General features: G+C 72.7%; 16 protein-coding genes. 8 read left to right on the top strand and 8 right to left on the bottom strand.

The genetic code is table 11. From position 1 onward, the window contains the following. Nucleotides 1-72: 72 nt before the first annotated feature. From HJG45_RS00285 to HJG45_RS00265, 5 genes are read right to left on the bottom strand one after another with little or no spacing between them, the layout of a single operon-like run. Nucleotides 73-804 (bottom strand): amino acid ABC transporter ATP-binding protein, encoded by a 732-nt coding sequence (locus tag HJG45_RS00285; RefSeq protein WP_171610091.1) that lies wholly within the window; start codon nucleotides 802-804, stop codon nucleotides 73-75. Beyond that, the gene (locus HJG45_RS00280; protein WP_171610090.1) at nucleotides 785-1,441 is read right to left on the bottom strand and encodes an amino acid ABC transporter permease; all 657 of its coding nucleotides are present in this window, start codon (nucleotides 1,439-1,441) and stop codon (nucleotides 785-787) included. Before HJG45_RS00280 ends, HJG45_RS00285 begins: the two co-directional genes overlap by 20 nt. Beyond that, nucleotides 1,438-2,136 (bottom strand): amino acid ABC transporter permease, encoded by a 699-nt coding sequence (locus HJG45_RS00275; protein ID WP_171610089.1) that lies wholly within the window; start codon nucleotides 2,134-2,136, stop codon nucleotides 1,438-1,440. Before HJG45_RS00275 ends, HJG45_RS00280 begins: the two co-directional genes overlap by 4 nt. A 6-nt stretch (nucleotides 2,137-2,142) precedes the next feature. Continuing rightward, a complete protein-coding gene (locus tag HJG45_RS00270) occupies nucleotides 2,143-2,955 on the bottom strand; it encodes a transporter substrate-binding domain-containing protein (RefSeq protein WP_171610088.1) in 813 nt (270 codons plus the stop codon). A 31-nt stretch (nucleotides 2,956-2,986) separates the two neighbouring features. After that, nucleotides 2,987-3,754, bottom strand: a complete 768-nt coding sequence (locus tag HJG45_RS00265; RefSeq protein ID WP_171610087.1) for an SDR family oxidoreductase — start codon at nucleotides 3,752-3,754, stop codon at nucleotides 2,987-2,989. Between the two features lie 78 nt (nucleotides 3,755-3,832). Between HJG45_RS00265 and HJG45_RS00260 the strand changes: the two genes are divergently transcribed. Next, nucleotides 3,833-4,777, top strand: coding sequence for a 2-hydroxyacid dehydrogenase (locus tag HJG45_RS00260; RefSeq protein ID WP_171610086.1), 945 nt, complete (start codon nucleotides 3,833-3,835; stop codon nucleotides 4,775-4,777). Continuing rightward, nucleotides 4,777-5,844, top strand: coding sequence for an L-idonate 5-dehydrogenase (locus HJG45_RS00255; protein ID WP_171610085.1), 1,068 nt, complete (start codon nucleotides 4,777-4,779; stop codon nucleotides 5,842-5,844). Before HJG45_RS00260 ends, HJG45_RS00255 begins: the two co-directional genes overlap by 1 nt. A gap of 57 nt (nucleotides 5,845-5,901) precedes the next feature. Here HJG45_RS00255 and mdlC read toward each other — a convergent pair whose 3' ends face one another. Next, on the bottom strand, nucleotides 5,902-7,482 hold the full coding sequence (gene mdlC, locus HJG45_RS00250) for a benzoylformate decarboxylase (RefSeq protein WP_171610084.1): 1,581 nt from the start codon (nucleotides 7,480-7,482) through the stop codon (nucleotides 5,902-5,904). Nucleotides 7,483-7,599: 117 nt separating this feature from the next. Here mdlC and HJG45_RS00245 point away from each other — a divergent pair, with 117 nt between their 5' ends. Next, complete coding sequence (locus HJG45_RS00245; protein WP_171610083.1) at nucleotides 7,600-8,250, top strand: TetR/AcrR family transcriptional regulator; 651 nt, start codon at nucleotides 7,600-7,602, stop codon at nucleotides 8,248-8,250. Between the two features lie 10 nt (nucleotides 8,251-8,260). Here HJG45_RS00245 and HJG45_RS00240 read toward each other — a convergent pair whose 3' ends face one another. Continuing rightward, complete coding sequence (locus HJG45_RS00240) at nucleotides 8,261-9,139, bottom strand: shikimate dehydrogenase (protein ID WP_171610082.1); 879 nt, start codon at nucleotides 9,137-9,139, stop codon at nucleotides 8,261-8,263. A 125-nt stretch (nucleotides 9,140-9,264) separates the two neighbouring features. On the opposite strand from HJG45_RS00240, the gene HJG45_RS00235 reads away from it, so the two are divergent. The 5 genes from HJG45_RS00235 (at nucleotide 9,265) to HJG45_RS00215 (ending at nucleotide 15,022) form a co-directional block, all read left to right on the top strand. Then, nucleotides 9,265-10,242 (top strand): tripartite tricarboxylate transporter substrate binding protein, encoded by a 978-nt coding sequence (locus tag HJG45_RS00235; protein ID WP_171610081.1) that lies wholly within the window; start codon nucleotides 9,265-9,267, stop codon nucleotides 10,240-10,242. Nucleotides 10,243-10,405: 163 nt separating this feature from the next. Next, complete coding sequence (gene pcaH, locus HJG45_RS00230) at nucleotides 10,406-11,119, top strand: protocatechuate 3,4-dioxygenase subunit beta (protein WP_171610080.1); 714 nt, start codon at nucleotides 10,406-10,408, stop codon at nucleotides 11,117-11,119. Next, nucleotides 11,119-11,640: a protocatechuate 3,4-dioxygenase subunit alpha gene (gene pcaG / locus HJG45_RS00225; RefSeq protein ID WP_217362777.1), complete on the top strand. Its 522-nt coding sequence runs from the start codon at nucleotides 11,119-11,121 to the stop codon at nucleotides 11,638-11,640. Before pcaH ends, pcaG begins: the two co-directional genes overlap by 1 nt. Nucleotides 11,641-11,815: 175 nt before the next feature. Beyond that, entirely contained in the window at nucleotides 11,816-13,678 is a 1,863-nt protein-coding gene (locus HJG45_RS00220) for a bifunctional sugar phosphate isomerase/epimerase/4-hydroxyphenylpyruvate dioxygenase family protein (RefSeq protein WP_171610078.1), read from the top strand. A gap of 66 nt (nucleotides 13,679-13,744) precedes the next feature. Further along, nucleotides 13,745-15,022 carry an MmgE/PrpD family protein gene (locus HJG45_RS00215; protein WP_171610077.1) on the top strand — a complete coding sequence of 426 codons (1,278 nt, stop codon included), beginning with the start codon at nucleotides 13,745-13,747 and terminating at the stop codon, nucleotides 15,020-15,022. Between the two features lie 16 nt (nucleotides 15,023-15,038). Here HJG45_RS00215 and HJG45_RS00210 read toward each other — a convergent pair whose 3' ends face one another. Further along, nucleotides 15,039-16,355 carry an NAD(P)H-dependent oxidoreductase gene (locus HJG45_RS00210; RefSeq protein ID WP_368040482.1) on the bottom strand — a complete coding sequence of 439 codons (1,317 nt, stop codon included), beginning with the start codon at nucleotides 16,353-16,355 and terminating at the stop codon, nucleotides 15,039-15,041. Nucleotides 16,356-16,435 lie beyond the last annotated feature (80 nt).

The raw sequence follows: 16,435 nt of genomic DNA, 5'->3' as shown, positions 1-16,435 counted from the left end.
GCTATCTATGGGGGCCGCAGCCTCTCCGGGACGCGGCCCGGCGTCAAGCCGGGGCAGGCCGGTCGCGGCGCGCTATTTCAGCCCGCCGCCGAGGAATTGCCGCAGCTCGGGCGTCTCCGGCGCGCCGAAGATCCGCTCCGAGGGGCCCATCTCCCACACCTTGCCCTGGTGCATGAAGACGGTGGTCGTCGCCACCCGGCGGGCGAATCCCATCTCATGCGTCACCAGCAGCATGGTCATGCCGTGCCGCGCGAGTCGCTCCATCGTCGCCAGCACCTCGCCGGTGAGCTCGGGGTCGAGGGCGCTCGTCACTTCGTCGAACAGCATCACCTTCGGCCGCATGGCGAGCGACCGGGCGATAGCGACCCGCTGCTGCTGCCCGCCCGAGAGGTTGTCCGGCCAGGCGTCGAAGCGCTCGGCGAGGCCGACCTCGGCCAGCGTCTCCTCGGCCCGCGACCGCGCCTCGGACTTGGAGACGCCGAGGACGATGCGCGGCGCCAGCATGATGTTCTCGCCGACGCGCAGATGCGGGAAGAGGTTGTAGCTCTGGAAGACGATGCCGACATCCTTGCGCAGCTCGCGCAGGCCCCGGCCGCTCGGGTCGATGCTGTGGCCGGAGACCTCGATGCGGCCCGACTGGATCTGCTCCAGCCCGTTGATGCAGCGGAGCAGCGTCGACTTGCCGGAGCCGCTGCGGCCGATGATGGCCACCACCTCGCCGCCCTCGACCGCGAGGTCGATGCCCTTCAGCACCTCCACCGCGCCGAAGCGCTTGTGGACGCCCTCAACCTGCACGACGGGCATGCAGCCTCCCTTCCAGACGCCGGGCCAGAAGCGAGATCGGCCAGCAGATGACGAAGTAGATCGCCGCCACCGTCCCGAAGACCTTGAAGGGCTGGAAGGTGGCGTTGTTGACCAGGTTGCCGGCGCGGGCCAGCTCCACCACGCCGATGATCGAGACGATGGAGGTGTTCTTCACCAGCTGCACCAGGAAGCCGACGGTCGGCGGGATGGCGATGCGCACCGCCTGCGGCAGGATGACATAGCGGTATTGCTGCGGCCGGGAGAAGGCGAGCGCCGAGGAGGCCTCCCATTGCTGCCAGGGCACCGCCTGGATGCTGCCGCGCCAGATCTCGCCGAGGAAGCCGCTGGCATAGAGCGCCATGGAGACGGTGGCGGCGATCAGCGGCGGCAGGTCGAATCCCGCCAGCGCCAGGCCGTAATAGCTGAGGAAGAGCAGCATCAGCACCGGCACGCCCTGGATCACCCCGATCCAGCCGGCGGCGAGCGTCCGCAGCGGCGCGAGGCGGGAGGTGCGGGCCAGTGCGACGAGGAAGCCGAGCAAGCCGCCGAGCAGCATCGACATCAAGGTCAGCAGCAGCGTCCAGCGCGCCGAGGCCAGGATGAAGAGGAACTCGGACTGGGTGAACTGGCGGATCATCGGCCCACCTGCCCGCGCAGCCGGCCGAGGCCGGAGCCGGCCGGGAACAGCACCGCGCCGAGGCCCGCGAGCAGCAGCCGCAGCAGGATGGCGAGCGCCAGGTAGATCAGGGTGACGGTGATGTAGACCTCGAAGCTGCGGAAGGTCTCGGATTCCACGTTCGCCGCCTGGGCCGAGAGCTCCTGCACCGAGATGAAGGAGCAGACCGAGGTGGAGAGCATCATCAGCACGAACTGGCTCGACAACGCCGGCCAGACCCGCGCCAGGGCCGGGGCCAGCACCACGTAACGGAAGACCTGCCAGCGCGTCATGGCCAGCGACAGCCCGGCCTCGATCTGGCTGCGATGCACGCTCTCGATGCCGGCGCGGACGATCTCGGTCGCATAGGCGCCGAGGTTGAGGATGATGGCGGAGAGCGCCGCCTGCTCGGCCGAGAGCCGGATGCCGATGCTCGGCATGCCGAAGAAGATGATCAGCAACTGCACCAGGAAGGGCGTGTTGCGCACCAGCTCGACATAGGCATCGACCAGGATGCGCGTCGCCCGGCCGCCGAGGCCGCGCAGCATGGCGAGCAGGATGCCGAGCAGGGCGCCGCAGAGGATGCCGATGCCGGCGAGCTGCAGCGTCAGCCACAGCCCGTCCAGCAAGGCGTCCATCCGGGCGAAGACCGGCTGGAACTGGAACTGGAAGCCCATGCGGGATCAGAAGACGGGGAGATCGGGCGGCAACGGGCTGCCAGTCCACTTCTGGGCGATGTCGTCGAGCTCGCCCGAGGTCTTCATGTAGTAGATGGTGTTCTGCAGCCATTGCCGCATCTCGAACTGGTCCTTGCGGACCGTCATGCAGTTCGGCTGGTTGAACAGCAGGAACTTGTTCTCGAGGCCGGCATCGGGCCGGGTCTTGGCGATGTCGCCGCCGATGGTGTCGGGAATGCCGACCGCATCCACCTGGCCGACGATCAGCGCCTGGGCCGAGGTCGCGTCATCCTCGAAGCGCACGACATTGGTGCCCTTCGGCGCCTTGCGGACCAGCGCCTGCTCCTGCGGCGTGCCGCGCGGCACGCCGACGCGCTTGCCGGCCAGGTCCTCGATCTTGGCGATCGGGCTGTCCTTCTTCGCCATGATCATCATGCGGAAGGCGCTGTAGGGCATGGTGAACATCACCGTCCGCGCCCGCTCCGGCGTGGCGCCGAGCGTCGCGCAGAGGAAGTCAACCCGCCCGGCCTCCAGCGCCGGGATGCGCGAGGGCGGGGTGAGGGAGGAGATCTCCGCCGGCACGCCCAGGTAGAAGGCCAGGCGGTTCGCCAAGTCGATGTCGTAGCCGACCGCATTGCCCTGCGGATCGACCATGCCGAAGGGCGGCGCGCCGGTGACCACGCCGATCCGCGCCTTGCCGCGCTTCATGATATCGGCCGGACCGATGGGGCCGGATTGCTGCGCCTTCGCCTCCGAGGCGAGGAAGGCGAGGCCGGGTAGCAGCGCGGCGCCGCGGAAGAGGTGCTTGCGCGAGATCATTCGTTTCCTCCCTGAACGGGGTCGTCCCCGGCTAGACCACGCTTGTGAGGCCGCCGTCAACATAGAGGAGGTGGCCGTTCACGTAGCTCGAGGCGTCGGAGGCGAGGAAGACCGCCGCGCCCGCCAGCTCCGGCAGCTCGCCCCAGCGCCCGGCCGGGGTCCGCTTGCACAGCCAGTCGTTGAAGGCCGCGTCGGCGCGCAACGGCGCCGTCAGCTCGGTGCTGAAATAGCCGGGGGCGATGCCGTTGCATTGCAGCCCATGCTTCGCCCAGTCGGCGCACATCGCCTTGGTCAGCATGCCGATGGCGCCCTTGGAGGCGGTATAGGGGCCGGTGGTCGGCCGGCCCAGCATGCTCATCACGCTGCAGGTGTTGATGATCTTGCCCCGCCCGCGGGCGATCATGCCCTTCGCCACTGCCCGGGCGCAGTAGAAGGCGCTGTGCAGGTTGGTGGCGATCACCTCGTGCCAGGTCGCGTCCGGCATCGCCTCCAGCGCGCCCCGCAAGTTCACGCCGGCATTGTTGCAGAGAATGTCGATCGGGCCGAGCTCCGCCTCGATCCGCGCCACCCCGGCCTCCACCGCCCTGCTGTCGGTGACGTCGAAGGCGGCGGTGCGGGCGGCGATGCCCGCGGCCTGCAGCGCCTCGGCGGCGCGTGCCAGCTTCGCCGCGTCGCGGCCGTTCAGCACCACCTCCGCCCCCGCCTCGCCGAGGCCGCGGGCAAGGGCCAGCCCGATCCCCTGGCTGGAGCCGGTGAGGAGGGCACGCCGGCCCGTCAGGTCGAACAGGTTGCGCGCCATGCATCCCTCCCGCGCCGGGGCGTTGGCGCCCGGCCATGATCTGCTCTACAGCCGCCGAGACAAGCAGGGGAGGCATGCATGGACAAGCCCGAGCTCCTGGTCATGGGCGTCCTCCCCGACTGGGACCTGGCACCGATGGCCGAGCGCTACACGCTGCGCCTGCTCTACGAGGCGCCGGATCCGGAGGCCTTCCTGGCGGCGCATGCGGCGGCGATCCGCGGCATCGTCACCAAGGGCGAGATCGGCGCCTCGGCGGCGCTGATGCAGCGCCTGCCGCGGCTCGGCATCGTCGCCTGCTACGGCGTCGGGATCGATGCCATCGACAAGGGCTGGTGCGCCGCCCGCGGCATCCCGGTGACCAACACGCCGGACGTGCTGACCGAGGACGTGGCGGACATGGCCTTCGCCCTGCTTCTGGCGGCGGCGCGGGAGATCCCGCGTGCCGATGCCTGGGTGCGGGGCGGCGCCTGGACGTGCGAGGGCTCCATGCCGCTCACCACGCGCGTCTGGGGCAAGCGGCTCGGCATCGTCGGGCTGGGGCGGATCGGCCAGGCCGTCGCCCGCCGCGCCGAGGGCTTCGGGATGGAGATCGCCTATAGCGGCCGCGCCCCCAAGGGGCATCTGCCCTATCGCCACTACCCGACGCCCGCGGCGCTGGCGCCGCATGTCGACATCCTGCTCTGCACGGCGATGGGCGGGCCGACCACCGAGGGGCTGATCGACCGCGCCGCCTTCGAGGCCCTGCGGCCGGGGGCGATCTTCGTCAATGTCTCGCGCGGCTCCTGCCTCGACGAGGCGGCGCTGCTGGAGGCGCTGCGCAGCGGCCGCATCGCCCGCGCCGGCCTCGACGTCTTCCACAACGAGCCGGCGATCGACCCGGCCTTCCTCGACTTCCCGAACGTCGTGCTGGCGCCACATGCGGCGAGCGGCACGGTCGAAACCCGCAAGGCCATGGGGCGGCTCATGCAGGACAACCTGGACGCCTTCTTCGCCGGCCGGCCCTTGCCGACGGAGGTGCGGTGATGGCCGCCGAGGCAGCGACCGGCGGGGCAAGCGGCGGCCGCGCGGTGGTCATCCACGCGCCGCGCGACCTGCGGATCGAGACGCGGCCGGCCGGCGCGCCCGGGCCGGGCGAGGTCCGCATCCGCATCCGCGCCGGCGGCATCTGCGGCTCCGACCTGCATTACTACCAGCATGGCGGCTTCGGCGCGGTGCGGCTGCGCGAGCCGATGGTGCTCGGCCATGAGGTGGCGGGCGTGGTCGAGGCGGTGGGGGAGGGGATGACGCATCCCGGCCCCGGCACCGCCGTCGCGGTCAATCCCAGCCTGCCCTGCGGCGCCTGCCGCTTCTGCCATGCCGGCCAGCCGAATCACTGCCTCGACATGCGCTTTTACGGCAGCGCGATGCGGCTGCCGCATGTGCAGGGCGGCTTCACCGAGAGCCTGGTCTGCGAGGCGGCGCGCGCCGTGCCGCTGCCGGCCGGCATGGACGTGACCCTCGCCGCCTTCGCCGAGCCGCTCTCCGTCTGCCTGCATGCGGCGCGGCAGGCCGGGCCGCTGCTCGGCGCGCGGGTGCTGGTCACCGGGGCCGGCCCGATCGGGGCGCTCGCCATCGCCGCCGCCCGGCATGCCGGGGCGCGGGAGATCGTGGCGACCGACCTGCTCTCGGCGCCGCTGCTGGCGGCGCGGCGCATGGGGGCGGACCGCACCATCGCGGTCGCCGAGGACCCGGACGCGCTGCGCGGCTATGCGCTGGACAAGGGGCATTTCGACGCGGTCTTCGAGGCGAGCGGCAGCGCCGCGGCGCTGAAGACCGCGATCGAGGTGGCGCGGCCCGGGGCGGTGATCGTGCAGCTCGGCCTCGGCGGCGACGTGTCCCTGCCGCTCTCGACGCTGGTGGCGAAGGAGATCGCGCTGCGCGGCACCTTCCGTTTCCAGGAGGAATTCCCCCTGGCGGTCGAGCTGCTCGGCCGGCGCGCCATCGACCCCATGCCGCTGCTGACCGCGACGCTGCCGGTGGAGGAGGCGGTGGCCGCCTTCGAGCTCGCCGGCGACCGGGGCAAGGCGATGAAGGTGCAGCTCGCGTTCTGAACCGGGAGGCGGCCTCGGCTCCCTCCGACCTCCAGTCCCCCAGACTGATGCGCTGCGTCAGTAGAGCGTCGGGATCGCGGCATCGACCGCGACCTCGACCAGCATCGGCCCGTCCGAGCGCAGTGCCGCAGCCAGCGCCTCGGCGAGCGCCGCCGGCTCCGTCACCCGCAGGCCGGGGCAGCCCATGCCCTGCGCCAGGGCGACGAAATCGAGCCCTGGCAGCTCGATGCCCGGCACGCCCTCGGTGCCCAGCACCCGGCCGAAGCTGCGCATGGCGCCGTAGCCGCCATTGTTCAGCACCACCACCGTCAGCGGCAGGACGTGCTGCGCCGCGGTCCAGAGCGCCTGGATGGAATACATCATCGAGCCGTCGCCGATCACCGCGACCACGCGCCGGCCGGGCCGCGCCAGCGCCACGCCGACCGCCGCCGGCAGCGAGTAGCCAAGGCCGCCGCTCGCCATGGTGAAGAAGCCGCCCCAGTCGCGGATCGGCAGATGCGTCTGCATCGCCGGCCGGTGCGAGGGCGCCTCCTCGACGATGATGGCCCCCGCCGGCAGCAGGCCGGCGAGGCGGTGGAACAGGTATTCGGCGCTGATCGGGCTGGCCGGAGGCGGCGGTGTCGGCCTGGCGCGTGCCGGCGGCGCGGCGCGCTCCGTCTGCGGCAGCAGGGCGAGCAGCGCGGCGAGGCCCAGGCGCAGGCTGCCCTGGAGCCCGGTGCCGATCGCGGCCGCCGCCAGCGCCTCGCCATCCGGGGTGAGCTGGAAGAGCAGGATGCCGGCGCGGAAGAGCGGGCAGTCGCCGGCGACGTGGAAGGTGAAGACCGGGGCGCCGAGCACCAGCACCAGGTCGTGCGCCGAGAGCGCGGCCGAGACCGCCGGCGGCGCCGCGGCGAGATGGCCGGCGAAGAGCGGATGCGTCTCGGGGAAGGAGAGGCGGCTGCTGAAGGGGCTGGCCCAGGCCGGGGCGCGCAGCCGCTCGGCCAGGGCGACCGCGGCCTCGCCCGCTGCCTCGGCATCCACCTCCGGCCCGATGACCAGCACCGGGTTGCGGGCCGCCGCCAGCGCCGCCGCGCAGTCGGCGAGCGCCTCCGGGTCGGGCGCCATGTCCCGGCTGACCCGGCGCAGTGGCAGCGGCGCGGCCTCGGCGCCCCAGTCGTCGCTCGGGATGGAGACGAAGCACGGGCCGCAGGGGCGCTGCAGGGCGATATGAGCGGCATGCGCCAGGGCCGCCGGCACATCGGCCGCCCGCGCCGGCTCGCAGGACCACTTCACATAGGGCTTCGGGAAGCTCGCCGCCTCGCTGGCGCCGAGGAAGGGGTTCAGCGGCAGCAGGCTGCGCGCCTGCTGCCCGGCGGTGATGACCAGCGGCGCCTGGTTGCGATGGGCGGTGAAGACATTGCCCAGCGCGTGCCCGAGCCCGGCGGCGGAGTGCAGGTTGCAGAGGGCGGCGCGGCCGCTGGCGCGGGCGAAGCCATCGGCCATTGCCACCACGCTCGCCTCCTGCAGGCCGAGGACGTAGCGGACGTCGTTCGGCCAGCGGTCGAGGAAGCCGAGCTCGGTCGAGCCGGGATTGCCGAAGACGGTGGTCATGCCGCAGTCCCGCAGCAACGCCATGGTCGCCTGCCGCACCGTCGCCATGCGGTTCCCCTCCCTGCCGAGGCCTTCTTCCTCCTGCGAAGCCGGCCGGCCTGCAAGGTGCTGGCGGACGGGGCCAGCCCCGTGGCAGGTTATGGACTAACCAGAAGGTTCATAACCATGCCGGATACCACCCTCCCGCCGCGCCCGCGGCAGCGCGACCCCGACCAGACGCGCCGCAGCATCCTCGAGGCCGCGCTCAGCGAATTTGCCGAGAAGGGGCTGTCCGGCGCCCGGGTGGACGAGATCGCCGCCCGGACCGCCACCACCAAGCGCATGATCTACTACTATTTCGGCAGCAAGGAGGGGCTCTACGCCGCCGTGCTCGAGGCGATGTACGGCGGCATCCGCGCCGCCGAGCAGGCGCTCGACCTCGGCAGCCTCGATCCGGTGGCGGCGATGCGGCGGTTGGTCGAGATCACCTTCGACTACCATGCGGCACATCCGGAATTCGTTCGCATGGTGGCGGTCGAGAACATCCACAACGCCCGCCACCTGGAGCACGCGCCCCTGGTGGCCGACCGCAACGACACCGTCATCCGCACCCTGCGCGACCTGCTCGATCGCGGCGAGCGGGCCGGAGTCTTCCGCGCCCGCGTCGACGCCGTCGACCTGCACATGCTGATCAGCGGCTTCTGCTTCTACCGTGTCTCGAACCGGCACACGCTGCAGCGCATTTTCGGCCGCGACCTCACCGCCCCTGCCCATGTCGCGGCGCATCGACGCATGATCACCGAGGCGGTGCTCGCTTGGCTGCGGCCGGAGAGGTGATACCGGCTGTTCAGCCTCCGGCGATCATCTCGGCGAAATGCGCCTGCATCCGCGCCACATCGGGCTCGCGGCCAGAGAAGAGCCGGAAGGCATGCACCGCCTGGAACACTGCCATGCCGCCGCCATGCGCCGTCCGGCAGCCCTTCGCCCGCGCCACCCGCAGCAGCGGCGTCTCCAGCGGGAAGTAGACGATCTCGCTCACCCAGTGCCGCGGCTGCAGCAGGTCCGGGTCGAGCGGCAGGCCGGGATGCGCCGCGGTGCCGGTCGGCGTCGCATGGATCAGCCCGTCCGCCTCGGCCATGGCGGCGGCGAGGTCGGTGCCGGCGACCGCCCGCCCGGCGCCGTGCCGGTCGCAGAGCGCCGCCGCCACCGTGCCGGCCCGGCCGGCATCGATGTCGAACAGGGTGAGGCGCCCGATGCCGAGGCGCATCGCCGCCTCCGCCACCGCCGTGCCGGCGCCGCCGGCGCCGAGCTGCACCGCCCGCGCCAACGGCACTTCCGGAAGCTGGCGGCGGAAGCCCTCGGCGAAGCCGCTGCAATCCGTGTTGTGGCCGATCCGCGCGCCGTCGCGCAGCACGACCGTGTTCACCGCGCCGAGCGCCGTCGCTTCCGCCGAGAGGGCCGAGAGCAGGGGGATCACCGCCTGCTTGCAGGGATGCGTGATGTTGAGCCCGTCGAAGCCCATCCGCTCGGCCGCCGTCAGCAGCTCGGGCAGCGCCGCAGCACCGAGGCCGAGCGCGGTCAGGTCGATCGGGCGGTAGACGCAGGCGATGCCCTGGGCCGCCGCCTCGCGCATATGCATCGCCGGGGTGCGCGAGAGCTGGAGGCCGGTGCCGATCAGCCCGAGCAGCAGCGGGCGCGGCGCGGCAGGGAGGGCGGTGGCGGACATCGCATGCGGCTCCGGATTTGGTGCTTGCGAGGTTTATGTACTATCTGGTACGTACACGTCAACGCCGCGTCCTGGCCGGGCTGGCCCGCGCGAGACAAGCCCCGAGGGACAAGAAGGAGGACGCCATGAGCATCACTCGCCGCCAGTTCGGCGCCGCAGCCGCCCTGCTCGGCCTCGCCGCGCGCCCCGCCGCCGCCGAGGACTATCCCGGCAGCCGACCCGTCACCCTCGTCGTCGCCTGGGCGCCGGGCGGCTCGACGGATTTCGTCGCCCGCGTCCTCGCCCAGGGCATGTCGGCGGCGCTGCCCGGCAATGTGGTGGTGGACAACCGCCCCGGCGCCAGCGGCACCATCGGCCATGCCTCGGTCGCCCGCGCCCGGCCGGACGGCTACACTCTGCTGCTCGGCGTGAACTCGACCTATGCCATGGCGCGCCACCTCTTCCCGCAGCGCGGCTATGACGACGAGAAGGCCTTCGCCGGCATCGGCCGGGTCGCCACCACGCCCATCTTCCTCTGCGTCACCCCGAAGCTCGGCCTCGCCGATATCGGGGCGCTCGTCGCGCTGGCGAAGAAGCAGCCGGGCAAGCTCTCCTACGCCTCCTCCGGGGCTGGCTCCTCCGCGCATCTGGCGACGGAGCTCTTCCTCCGCTCGGCCGGGATCGAGGTGCAGAACGTCACCTATCGCGGCGGCGCCCCCGCCGTGCAGGCGCTGATCGCCGGCGAGGTGGAGATGGCCTTCGTCGATGCGGTGACGGCGCTGCCGCTGATCGCCAGCAAGCAGGTCACCGCCCTCGGCGTCTCCTCGCCGCAGCGCAACCCGCTGGCGCCGGCGATCCCGACCATCGCCGAGAGCGGCTATCCGGGCTACGAATGCTCCTCGGATTTCGCGTTGCTCGCTCCCGCGGGCACGCCGGCGCCGATCATCCGCGCCCTTGCCGCCGCCAAGGCCACGGCGCTGCGCCAGCCCGAGGTGGTGGAGAAGCTCCGCAACGGCTCCATCTTCCCTGATATCGGCACGCCGGAGGCCTGGCCGGAGCAACTGGCGGCGGAGAGCGCGAAATGGGGCGAGGTGATCCGCTCGCGCGGCATCACGCTGGAATAGGCGGCGGCCCGGCAGGCCGCGGATCGGGAGGCCGGGGTCGGGAGGCGGGCCCGCCGCGTTTCGGGCCGCCGCGCGTTAAGGCGACAGGGGTTCGGCGCCAACCCGGCACCCCTGCGCCGTCGAGAAGCCCGGCGCAATCGCGCCGAAGAGGAGGAGACCACGCATGTCGGATCCCGTGCCCTTCCGGCCCTTCCAGGCCGGCACCCAGCCGCCGCTCGACCATGCGGCCTATGGCAGCACGCGCCTGCGCCATCCGAACCGGCCCCTGCGGCGCCTGGCCCAGACGGTGAGCGAGACGACCGGGCCGGCCTTCACGCGCGCGCTCTTCCCCGAGATCGCCGACATGACCCGGCAGGGGAAGGCGGCGCCGCTCGGCGAGCGGATCATCGTCGCTGGCCGGGTCACCGACGAGGATGGCCGCCCGGTGCCGAACACCATGATCGAGCTCTGGCAGGCCAATGCCGCGGGCCGCTACGCGCATCCGCGCGACACCCACGACGCGCCGGCCGATCCGAACTTCCCCGGCGAGGGACGCGTCTTCACCGATGCCGAGGGACACTACCGCTTCGTCACCATCAAGCCGGGCGCCTATCCCTGGCGCAACCACCACAATGCCTGGCGGCCGGTGCACATCCATTTCTCGCTCTTCGGCAGCGGCTTCGCGCAGCGGCTGATCACCCAGATGTATTTCCCCGGCGACCCGCTGCTGGAATTCGACCCGATCTACCACGCCGTCAGCGATGCCGGGGCGCGGGAGCGGCTGGTGAGCCGCTTCGACCTCGACGTCACCGAGCCGGAATGGGCGCTCGGCTACCGCTTCGACATCGTGCTGCGCGGCCGCGGCGCGACGCCCTTCGAGGACGGGGAGGCGCATTGATGCCCGCCGCCACCGCCAGCCAGACCATCGGCCCCTACTGGCACCTGATCGAGCATGCGGAATGGGCCGACCTGACGCGCTTCGGCGCCGAGGGCGAGCGCATCACCGTCACCGGCCGCGTCACCGATGGCGAGGGCGCGCCGGTCAGCGACGCCGCGGTCGAGATCTGGCAGTCGAGCCCGCCGGCCGACGAGCATTTCCCCGGCTATGGCCGCGCCGCGACCGATGGCGAGGGACGCTTCCGCTTCGTCACCGTGAAGCCGGAGGCGGTGCCCGGCCTCGGCAACCAGACCCAGGCGCCGCATCTCTCGGTGGTGCTGCTGGCGCGCGGGCTGATGACGGCGCTGCGCACCCGGCTCTATTTCGAGGGCGAGGCGCTGAACGAGACCGATCCGCTGCTCGCTGCCATCGCGGACCCGGCCGAGCGCGCGACGCTGATCGCCCGGCCCGCCGGCTCCGGAAGCTGGACGCTCGACATCCGGCTGCAGGGCGAGGGCGAGACGATCTTCCTCGAGGTTTGAGATCGCGTGCCCTCAGGCGCCGGGCGCAAGCCTCCGGCTTGCCTGGCTGCGCCGCACCTGCGGCGGGCCCCGTTCGGGGCCTCGGACCGGTCTGGCGACCGGTCCGCTGATATTGCACCAGGGTGCCAGTCCGAGCCCACAGGCCCGGGCCTGCAGGCTGACCGGGAGGCCAGGGATGCCGCTGCCGAAATCGATCGCCACCGTCTGTCTGAGCGGCGCCCTGCCGGACAAGCTGGAGGCCGCGGCCGCCATCGGCTTCCAGGGCGTCGAGATCTTCGAGAACGACCTGCTGACCTATGACGGCTCGCCGGAGGAGGTCGGCCGGCTCTGCCGGGACCTCGGCCTCGCCGTAAGCATCTACCAGCCCTTCCGCGACTTCGAGGCGATGCCGGAGCCCATCCGGCGCCGCAACCTCGACCGCGCGGAGCGGAAATTCGACACCATGCAGGCGCTCGGCGCCGAGCTGATCCTGGTCTGCAGCAACACCCAGGCGGCGACGCTACCGGAGCCGGAGCGCGCCGCCGCCGACCTGCGGGAGATGGCCGAGCGCGCCGCCCGGCGCGGGCTGCGCGTCGGCTACGAGGCGCTGGCCTGGGGCCGGCAGGTGAGCCTCTGGCGCCAGGCCTGGGACATCCTGCGCGCGGCCGATCACCCCGCCCTCGGCCTCATCCTCGACAGCTTCCACACCCTGTCGCGCGGCGACGACCTCGCGGGGCTGGGGGCGGTGCCGGCGGAGAAGCTGTTCTTCCTGCAGCTCGCCGATGCGCCGAAGCTCGACATGGACGTGCTCTCCTGGAGCCGGCATTTCCGCCTCTTCCCTGGCCAGGGCGAGCTGCCGGTCGCGGATTTCCTCCGCGACGTCCTGCGCGCCGGCTATCGCGGGCCGGTCTCGCTCGAGATCTTCAACGACGAGTTCCGCGCCGCGCCGGTCCGCCGCATCGCCCGTGACGCGCTGCGCAGCCTGATCTGGCTGGACGACGCGGTGCGGGCAGAAGCCGCGTCGGCCAGCATGCCGGCGGCGCCGCTGCCGGCCGCGCCGGTGCTGGACGGCATCGAATTCGTGGAATTCGCGGTGGACGAGCCCGCCCGTGCCGAACTCGGCAGCTTCCTCGGCAGGCTCGGCTTCCACCGTGCCGGCCGGCACCGCTCGAAGGCGGTGGAGCTGCAGCGCCAGGGCGGCGTCAACCTGGTGCTGAACAGCGAGCCCGACAGCGCCGCCGCCGAGCGGTTCGAGATGTTCGGCCCCGCGGTCTGCGCCATGGCGCTGCGGGTCGACGAGCCGGACCGCGCGCTCGCCCGCGCCCGCGCCCTGCTCAGCCCCGCCTGGCAGGAGCCGGTGGGGGAGGGGGAGCAGCGCATCCCGGCGATCCGCGCGCCGGACGGCACGCTGATCTACCTGGTGCGCACCGGCACGGATATCTGGGCGGATGATTTCGCACTGCGGCCGGGCGCCGGCGGCCCGCCGCCCTTCAGCGGCATCGACCATGTGGTGCAGGCGCTGGCCCCCACCCATCTCGACGGCTTCGTGCTCTTCTACCGCAGCGTCTTCGGCCTGCAGTCGGAGCCGATGCTGGAATTGCCAGATCCCTTCGGCATCGTCCGCAGCCGCACCCTCTCCTCGCCCGAGCGCAGCATCCGCCTGCCGCTGAACGTCTCGGAGAGCCGGCAGACCACCACGGGGCGCTTCGTCTCCGCCTATGCCGGGGCCGGCGTGCATCACATCGCCTTCGCCACGCCGGATGCCGCGGCGCTGGTCGCCGCCATGCCGGCGGCGCCGCTGCTCGACATCCCGGAGAACTACTACGACGACCTCGAGGCCCAATTCGGGCTGGAGGAGGCGCGCCTCGCCTCCCTGCGGCGGGGGCACCTGCTCTACGACCAGGACGGTTCGTCGGGCAGCTTCCTGCACGCCTACAGCCGGACCTTCCAGGACCGCTTCTTCTTCGAGGTGGTCGAGCGCCGCGGCGGCTACGACCAGTACGGCGCGCCCAATGCGGCGGTGCGGATGGCGGCGCAGTCGCGCCACCGGGCGCCATGACCACGCGCCCCGTCCCCTGCCTTGCCTGAGCTTGCGCTGCCGGCGCCGAGCGGCGAGCCTCGCGCCATGCAGCCGATCCCCCAGCCGGTCCGCGACCATGCGGGCCTGATCCTCGCCGATACGCTCGGCGCCATCCTGGCCGGGCACCGCGAGCCGGAGCTGCGGGCCATGACCGCCCGGCACGCGACCGGCGGCGTGCCGCTGCTCGGTGCGGCGGCCGCGGCGGCGCCGCCCATGGCCGCCTTCCTCACCGGCCTTGCCGGCACGGCGGTCGAGCTCGACGAGGGCAACTACCCGGCTGGCGGGCATCCGGCGATCCATGCCATCGCCCCGGCCCTGGCCGAGGCGGCGGCGCGGGACTGCGGCGGAGAGGCGCTGCTGACCGCCTGCATCCGCGGCTACGAGGCGGGGTCGCGCATCGGCCAGGCCATGCGGCTGCGGCCGGCGGCGCATCCGCACGGCACCTGGGGCGTGGTCGGCGCCGCCGCGGCGGTGGCCAGCCTGCGCGGCCATGACGCGGCGATGACGCGGCGGGTGCTCGACCTCGCCGCCAGCCTCGGCCTCGCCACCAGCGCCACCGCCTCGCTGCGCGGCGGCTCCGTGCGCAACGTCTATGCCGGGGCGGCGGCGCAGAACGGGCTGCTGGCGGTCGACCTGGCCGAGGCCGGCATCACCGGCGAGCCGGGGGGCATCCCGGTGGTCTTCGGCCAGGTGATCGGCGAGGCCTGGGACGCCGCCGCCTACGCGGCCGGCGCCGGCCGCTGGTTCATCCTCGAGAGCTTCCTGAAGCGGCAGGCCTGCTGCCGCGAGACCCAGGGCGCGCTGGAGGCGATCGAGGCGCTGCTGGCCGAGGCGCCGGTCGCGCCCGAGGCCATCGCGGCGATCGAGGTCGAGACCTTCCATTCCGCCTCGCTGCTCGCCGAGCAGGCGCCGGCGACCCCCATCGCCGGCCGCTTCTCCATCCCCTTCGCCGTGGCGACGCGGATCCTGCGCGGCGATGCCTGGATCGAGGATTTCGCGCCCGAGGCCATCGCCGATCCGGCGATCCGCGCCCTCGCCGCCCGGGTGGTGCTGCGGCACGACCCGGCGCTGACGGCGCGCCAGCCCGGCGAGCGGGTCTGCCGCCTGGCGCTCCGCCTCGCCGATGGCACGGTGCGCCGGCGCGAGGTGATCGGCACGCCGGGCGATCCCGACCGGCCGCATCCGGAGGCGGCGCTGCGGGAGAAATTCCGCCGCTGCGTCGAGCCTGGCTTCGGCGCCCGCTGGGACGAGCTCTGGGCGATGGCGCGGCACCCCGATCGCCTGCCGCGGGCCGCCGCCCTCTTCGCCGCCTTCAGGCCCTGAGCGGAGCGCCGGGCGGCTACTCCGCCGCCCTGGCCGGCCGCGCCGCCTGCTCCATGGCGCGGCGGATGCGCACCGCCTCGGCGGCCTCGTCGAGCGCCACATCGGCCGCGGTGACGATGCTGCCCGCCTTCACCGCCCGCTTCAGCGGCACGCCATGGGCGAGGCCGATCGGCAGCGCGCCGAGGGCGAGCGAGCGCTGCGCCGGGATGCACTTGCCCCAGACCATGGCGCCACCCTCGCCATCCAGCACCTCGCCGGCCGCGAGGTCGCGCTTGGCGGTCGCCGCGACATCGCCGCGCCAGGCCTCCGAGGAGCCGGTGGGCTCGCGCCGCAGCGCCGCCGAGGCGACGGAGATGCCGAGTTCGAGCCCGATGAAGTGATAGGGCCGCCACAATGCCGCGTAGCGGCCGGAGGGATCGGTGGCGACGCCGTATTCCGAGAAGCAGCGGCGGATGTAGTCGGTCTCGCCCTCGAACACCGCATAGACGCCCCAGCGCAGGTCGCCCACCACCGGCCGGCCGTCACGCTCGAGCGAGGAGATCACCTCGACCCGCCCGGTGCTGCCGGCGAAGACCCGCGGCAGGTCCTGGGTGCCGCAGGGCGGGAAGGCGAGGCCGTCCTCCGGCGGCTCGAGGCCGGTGGCATTGGCGATCGCCGCCATCTCGATGCCGGACTTCGTGCCGTCGAGGAAGGAGTTGAACATCTGCGGGTTCATGCCGCCGAGCCGCGCCTGCTCCTCGGTCAGCCCGTAATGGCGCCAGACCGTGGCGGGCGTGCTGGCATGGTATTCCGGCAGGAATTTCGTGCCCTTGCCGGCGGCGACCACCGTGAAGCCCTCGGCCCGCAGCGTGTCGACGATCTCGCAGACGAGGGAGGGCTGGTCGCCATAGGCCATGGAATAGACGGTGCCGGCGGCACGGGCGCGCTCGGCCAGCAGCGGGCCGGCGAGGACATCGGCCTCGACATTCACCATGACGATGTGCTTGCCGTGCTCGATCGCGGCCAGCGCGTGGCGGATGCCGGCGGCGGGATGGCCGGTGCATTCGACGATCACCTCGATGCGCGGATCGGCGATCAGCGCCATCGCATCCTCGGTCAGCGCCGTCGCGCCGCTACGATGCGCGGCATCGAGATCCGGCGCGGCGTATTTCGCCTCCGGCCAGCCGATGCGGGCGAGGGCGTCGCGCGCCCGCGGCAAGGCGAGGTCGGCGATGCCGGCGACATGCATCCCGGGCGTGCGCTGCGAGGCGGCGAGGAACATCGAGCCGAACTTGCCGGCGCCGATCACCCCGACCGTGACGGGCTTGCCCGCGGCGGCCCGGGCCTGGAGCATCCTGTGCAGATTCATCCTCGTTCCCCCCGATGGCCCCATCTGGCCGGTCCCCATGCCGCGCGCCCGTCGGCGGGCGGGGA

This window comes from Roseicella sp. DB1501, assembly GCF_013112485.1.
Lineage (GTDB): Bacteria > Pseudomonadota > Alphaproteobacteria > Acetobacterales > Acetobacteraceae > Paracraurococcus.
The sequence above is the reverse complement of the archived record's forward strand: the minus strand, read 5'-3'. Positions and strand labels throughout refer to the sequence as shown.

Bases quoted from the DNA above. Each gene is read 5' to 3' on its own strand.
- HJG45_RS00285 (WP_171610091.1), bottom strand. From the start codon at position 804: ATGCCCGTCGTGCAGGTTGAGGGCGTCCACAAGCGCTTCGGCGCGGTG.
- HJG45_RS00280 (WP_171610090.1), bottom strand. From the start codon at position 1,441: ATGATCCGCCAGTTCACCCAGTCCGAGTTCCTCTTCATCCTGGCCTCG.
- HJG45_RS00275 (WP_171610089.1), bottom strand. From the start codon at position 2,136: ATGGGCTTCCAGTTCCAGTTCCAGCCGGTCTTCGCCCGGATGGACGCC.
- HJG45_RS00270 (WP_171610088.1), bottom strand. From the start codon at position 2,955: ATGATCTCGCGCAAGCACCTCTTCCGCGGCGCCGCGCTGCTACCCGGC.
- HJG45_RS00265 (WP_171610087.1), bottom strand. From the start codon at position 3,754: ATGGCGCGCAACCTGTTCGACCTGACGGGCCGGCGTGCCCTCCTCACC.
- HJG45_RS00260 (WP_171610086.1), top strand. From the start codon at position 3,833: ATGGACAAGCCCGAGCTCCTGGTCATGGGCGTCCTCCCCGACTGGGAC.
- HJG45_RS00255 (WP_171610085.1), top strand. From the start codon at position 4,777: ATGGCCGCCGAGGCAGCGACCGGCGGGGCAAGCGGCGGCCGCGCGGTG.
- mdlC (WP_171610084.1), bottom strand. From the start codon at position 7,482: ATGGCGACGGTGCGGCAGGCGACCATGGCGTTGCTGCGGGACTGCGGC.
- HJG45_RS00245 (WP_171610083.1), top strand. From the start codon at position 7,600: ATGCCGGATACCACCCTCCCGCCGCGCCCGCGGCAGCGCGACCCCGAC.
- HJG45_RS00240 (WP_171610082.1), bottom strand. From the start codon at position 9,139: ATGTCCGCCACCGCCCTCCCTGCCGCGCCGCGCCCGCTGCTGCTCGGG.
- HJG45_RS00235 (WP_171610081.1), top strand. From the start codon at position 9,265: ATGAGCATCACTCGCCGCCAGTTCGGCGCCGCAGCCGCCCTGCTCGGC.
- pcaH (WP_171610080.1), top strand. From the start codon at position 10,406: ATGTCGGATCCCGTGCCCTTCCGGCCCTTCCAGGCCGGCACCCAGCCG.
- pcaG (WP_217362777.1), top strand. From the start codon at position 11,119: ATGCCCGCCGCCACCGCCAGCCAGACCATCGGCCCCTACTGGCACCTG.
- HJG45_RS00220 (WP_171610078.1), top strand. From the start codon at position 11,816: ATGCCGCTGCCGAAATCGATCGCCACCGTCTGTCTGAGCGGCGCCCTG.
- HJG45_RS00215 (WP_171610077.1), top strand. From the start codon at position 13,745: ATGCAGCCGATCCCCCAGCCGGTCCGCGACCATGCGGGCCTGATCCTC.
- HJG45_RS00210 (WP_368040482.1), bottom strand. From the start codon at position 16,355: ATGCTCCAGGCCCGGGCCGCCGCGGGCAAGCCCGTCACGGTCGGGGTG.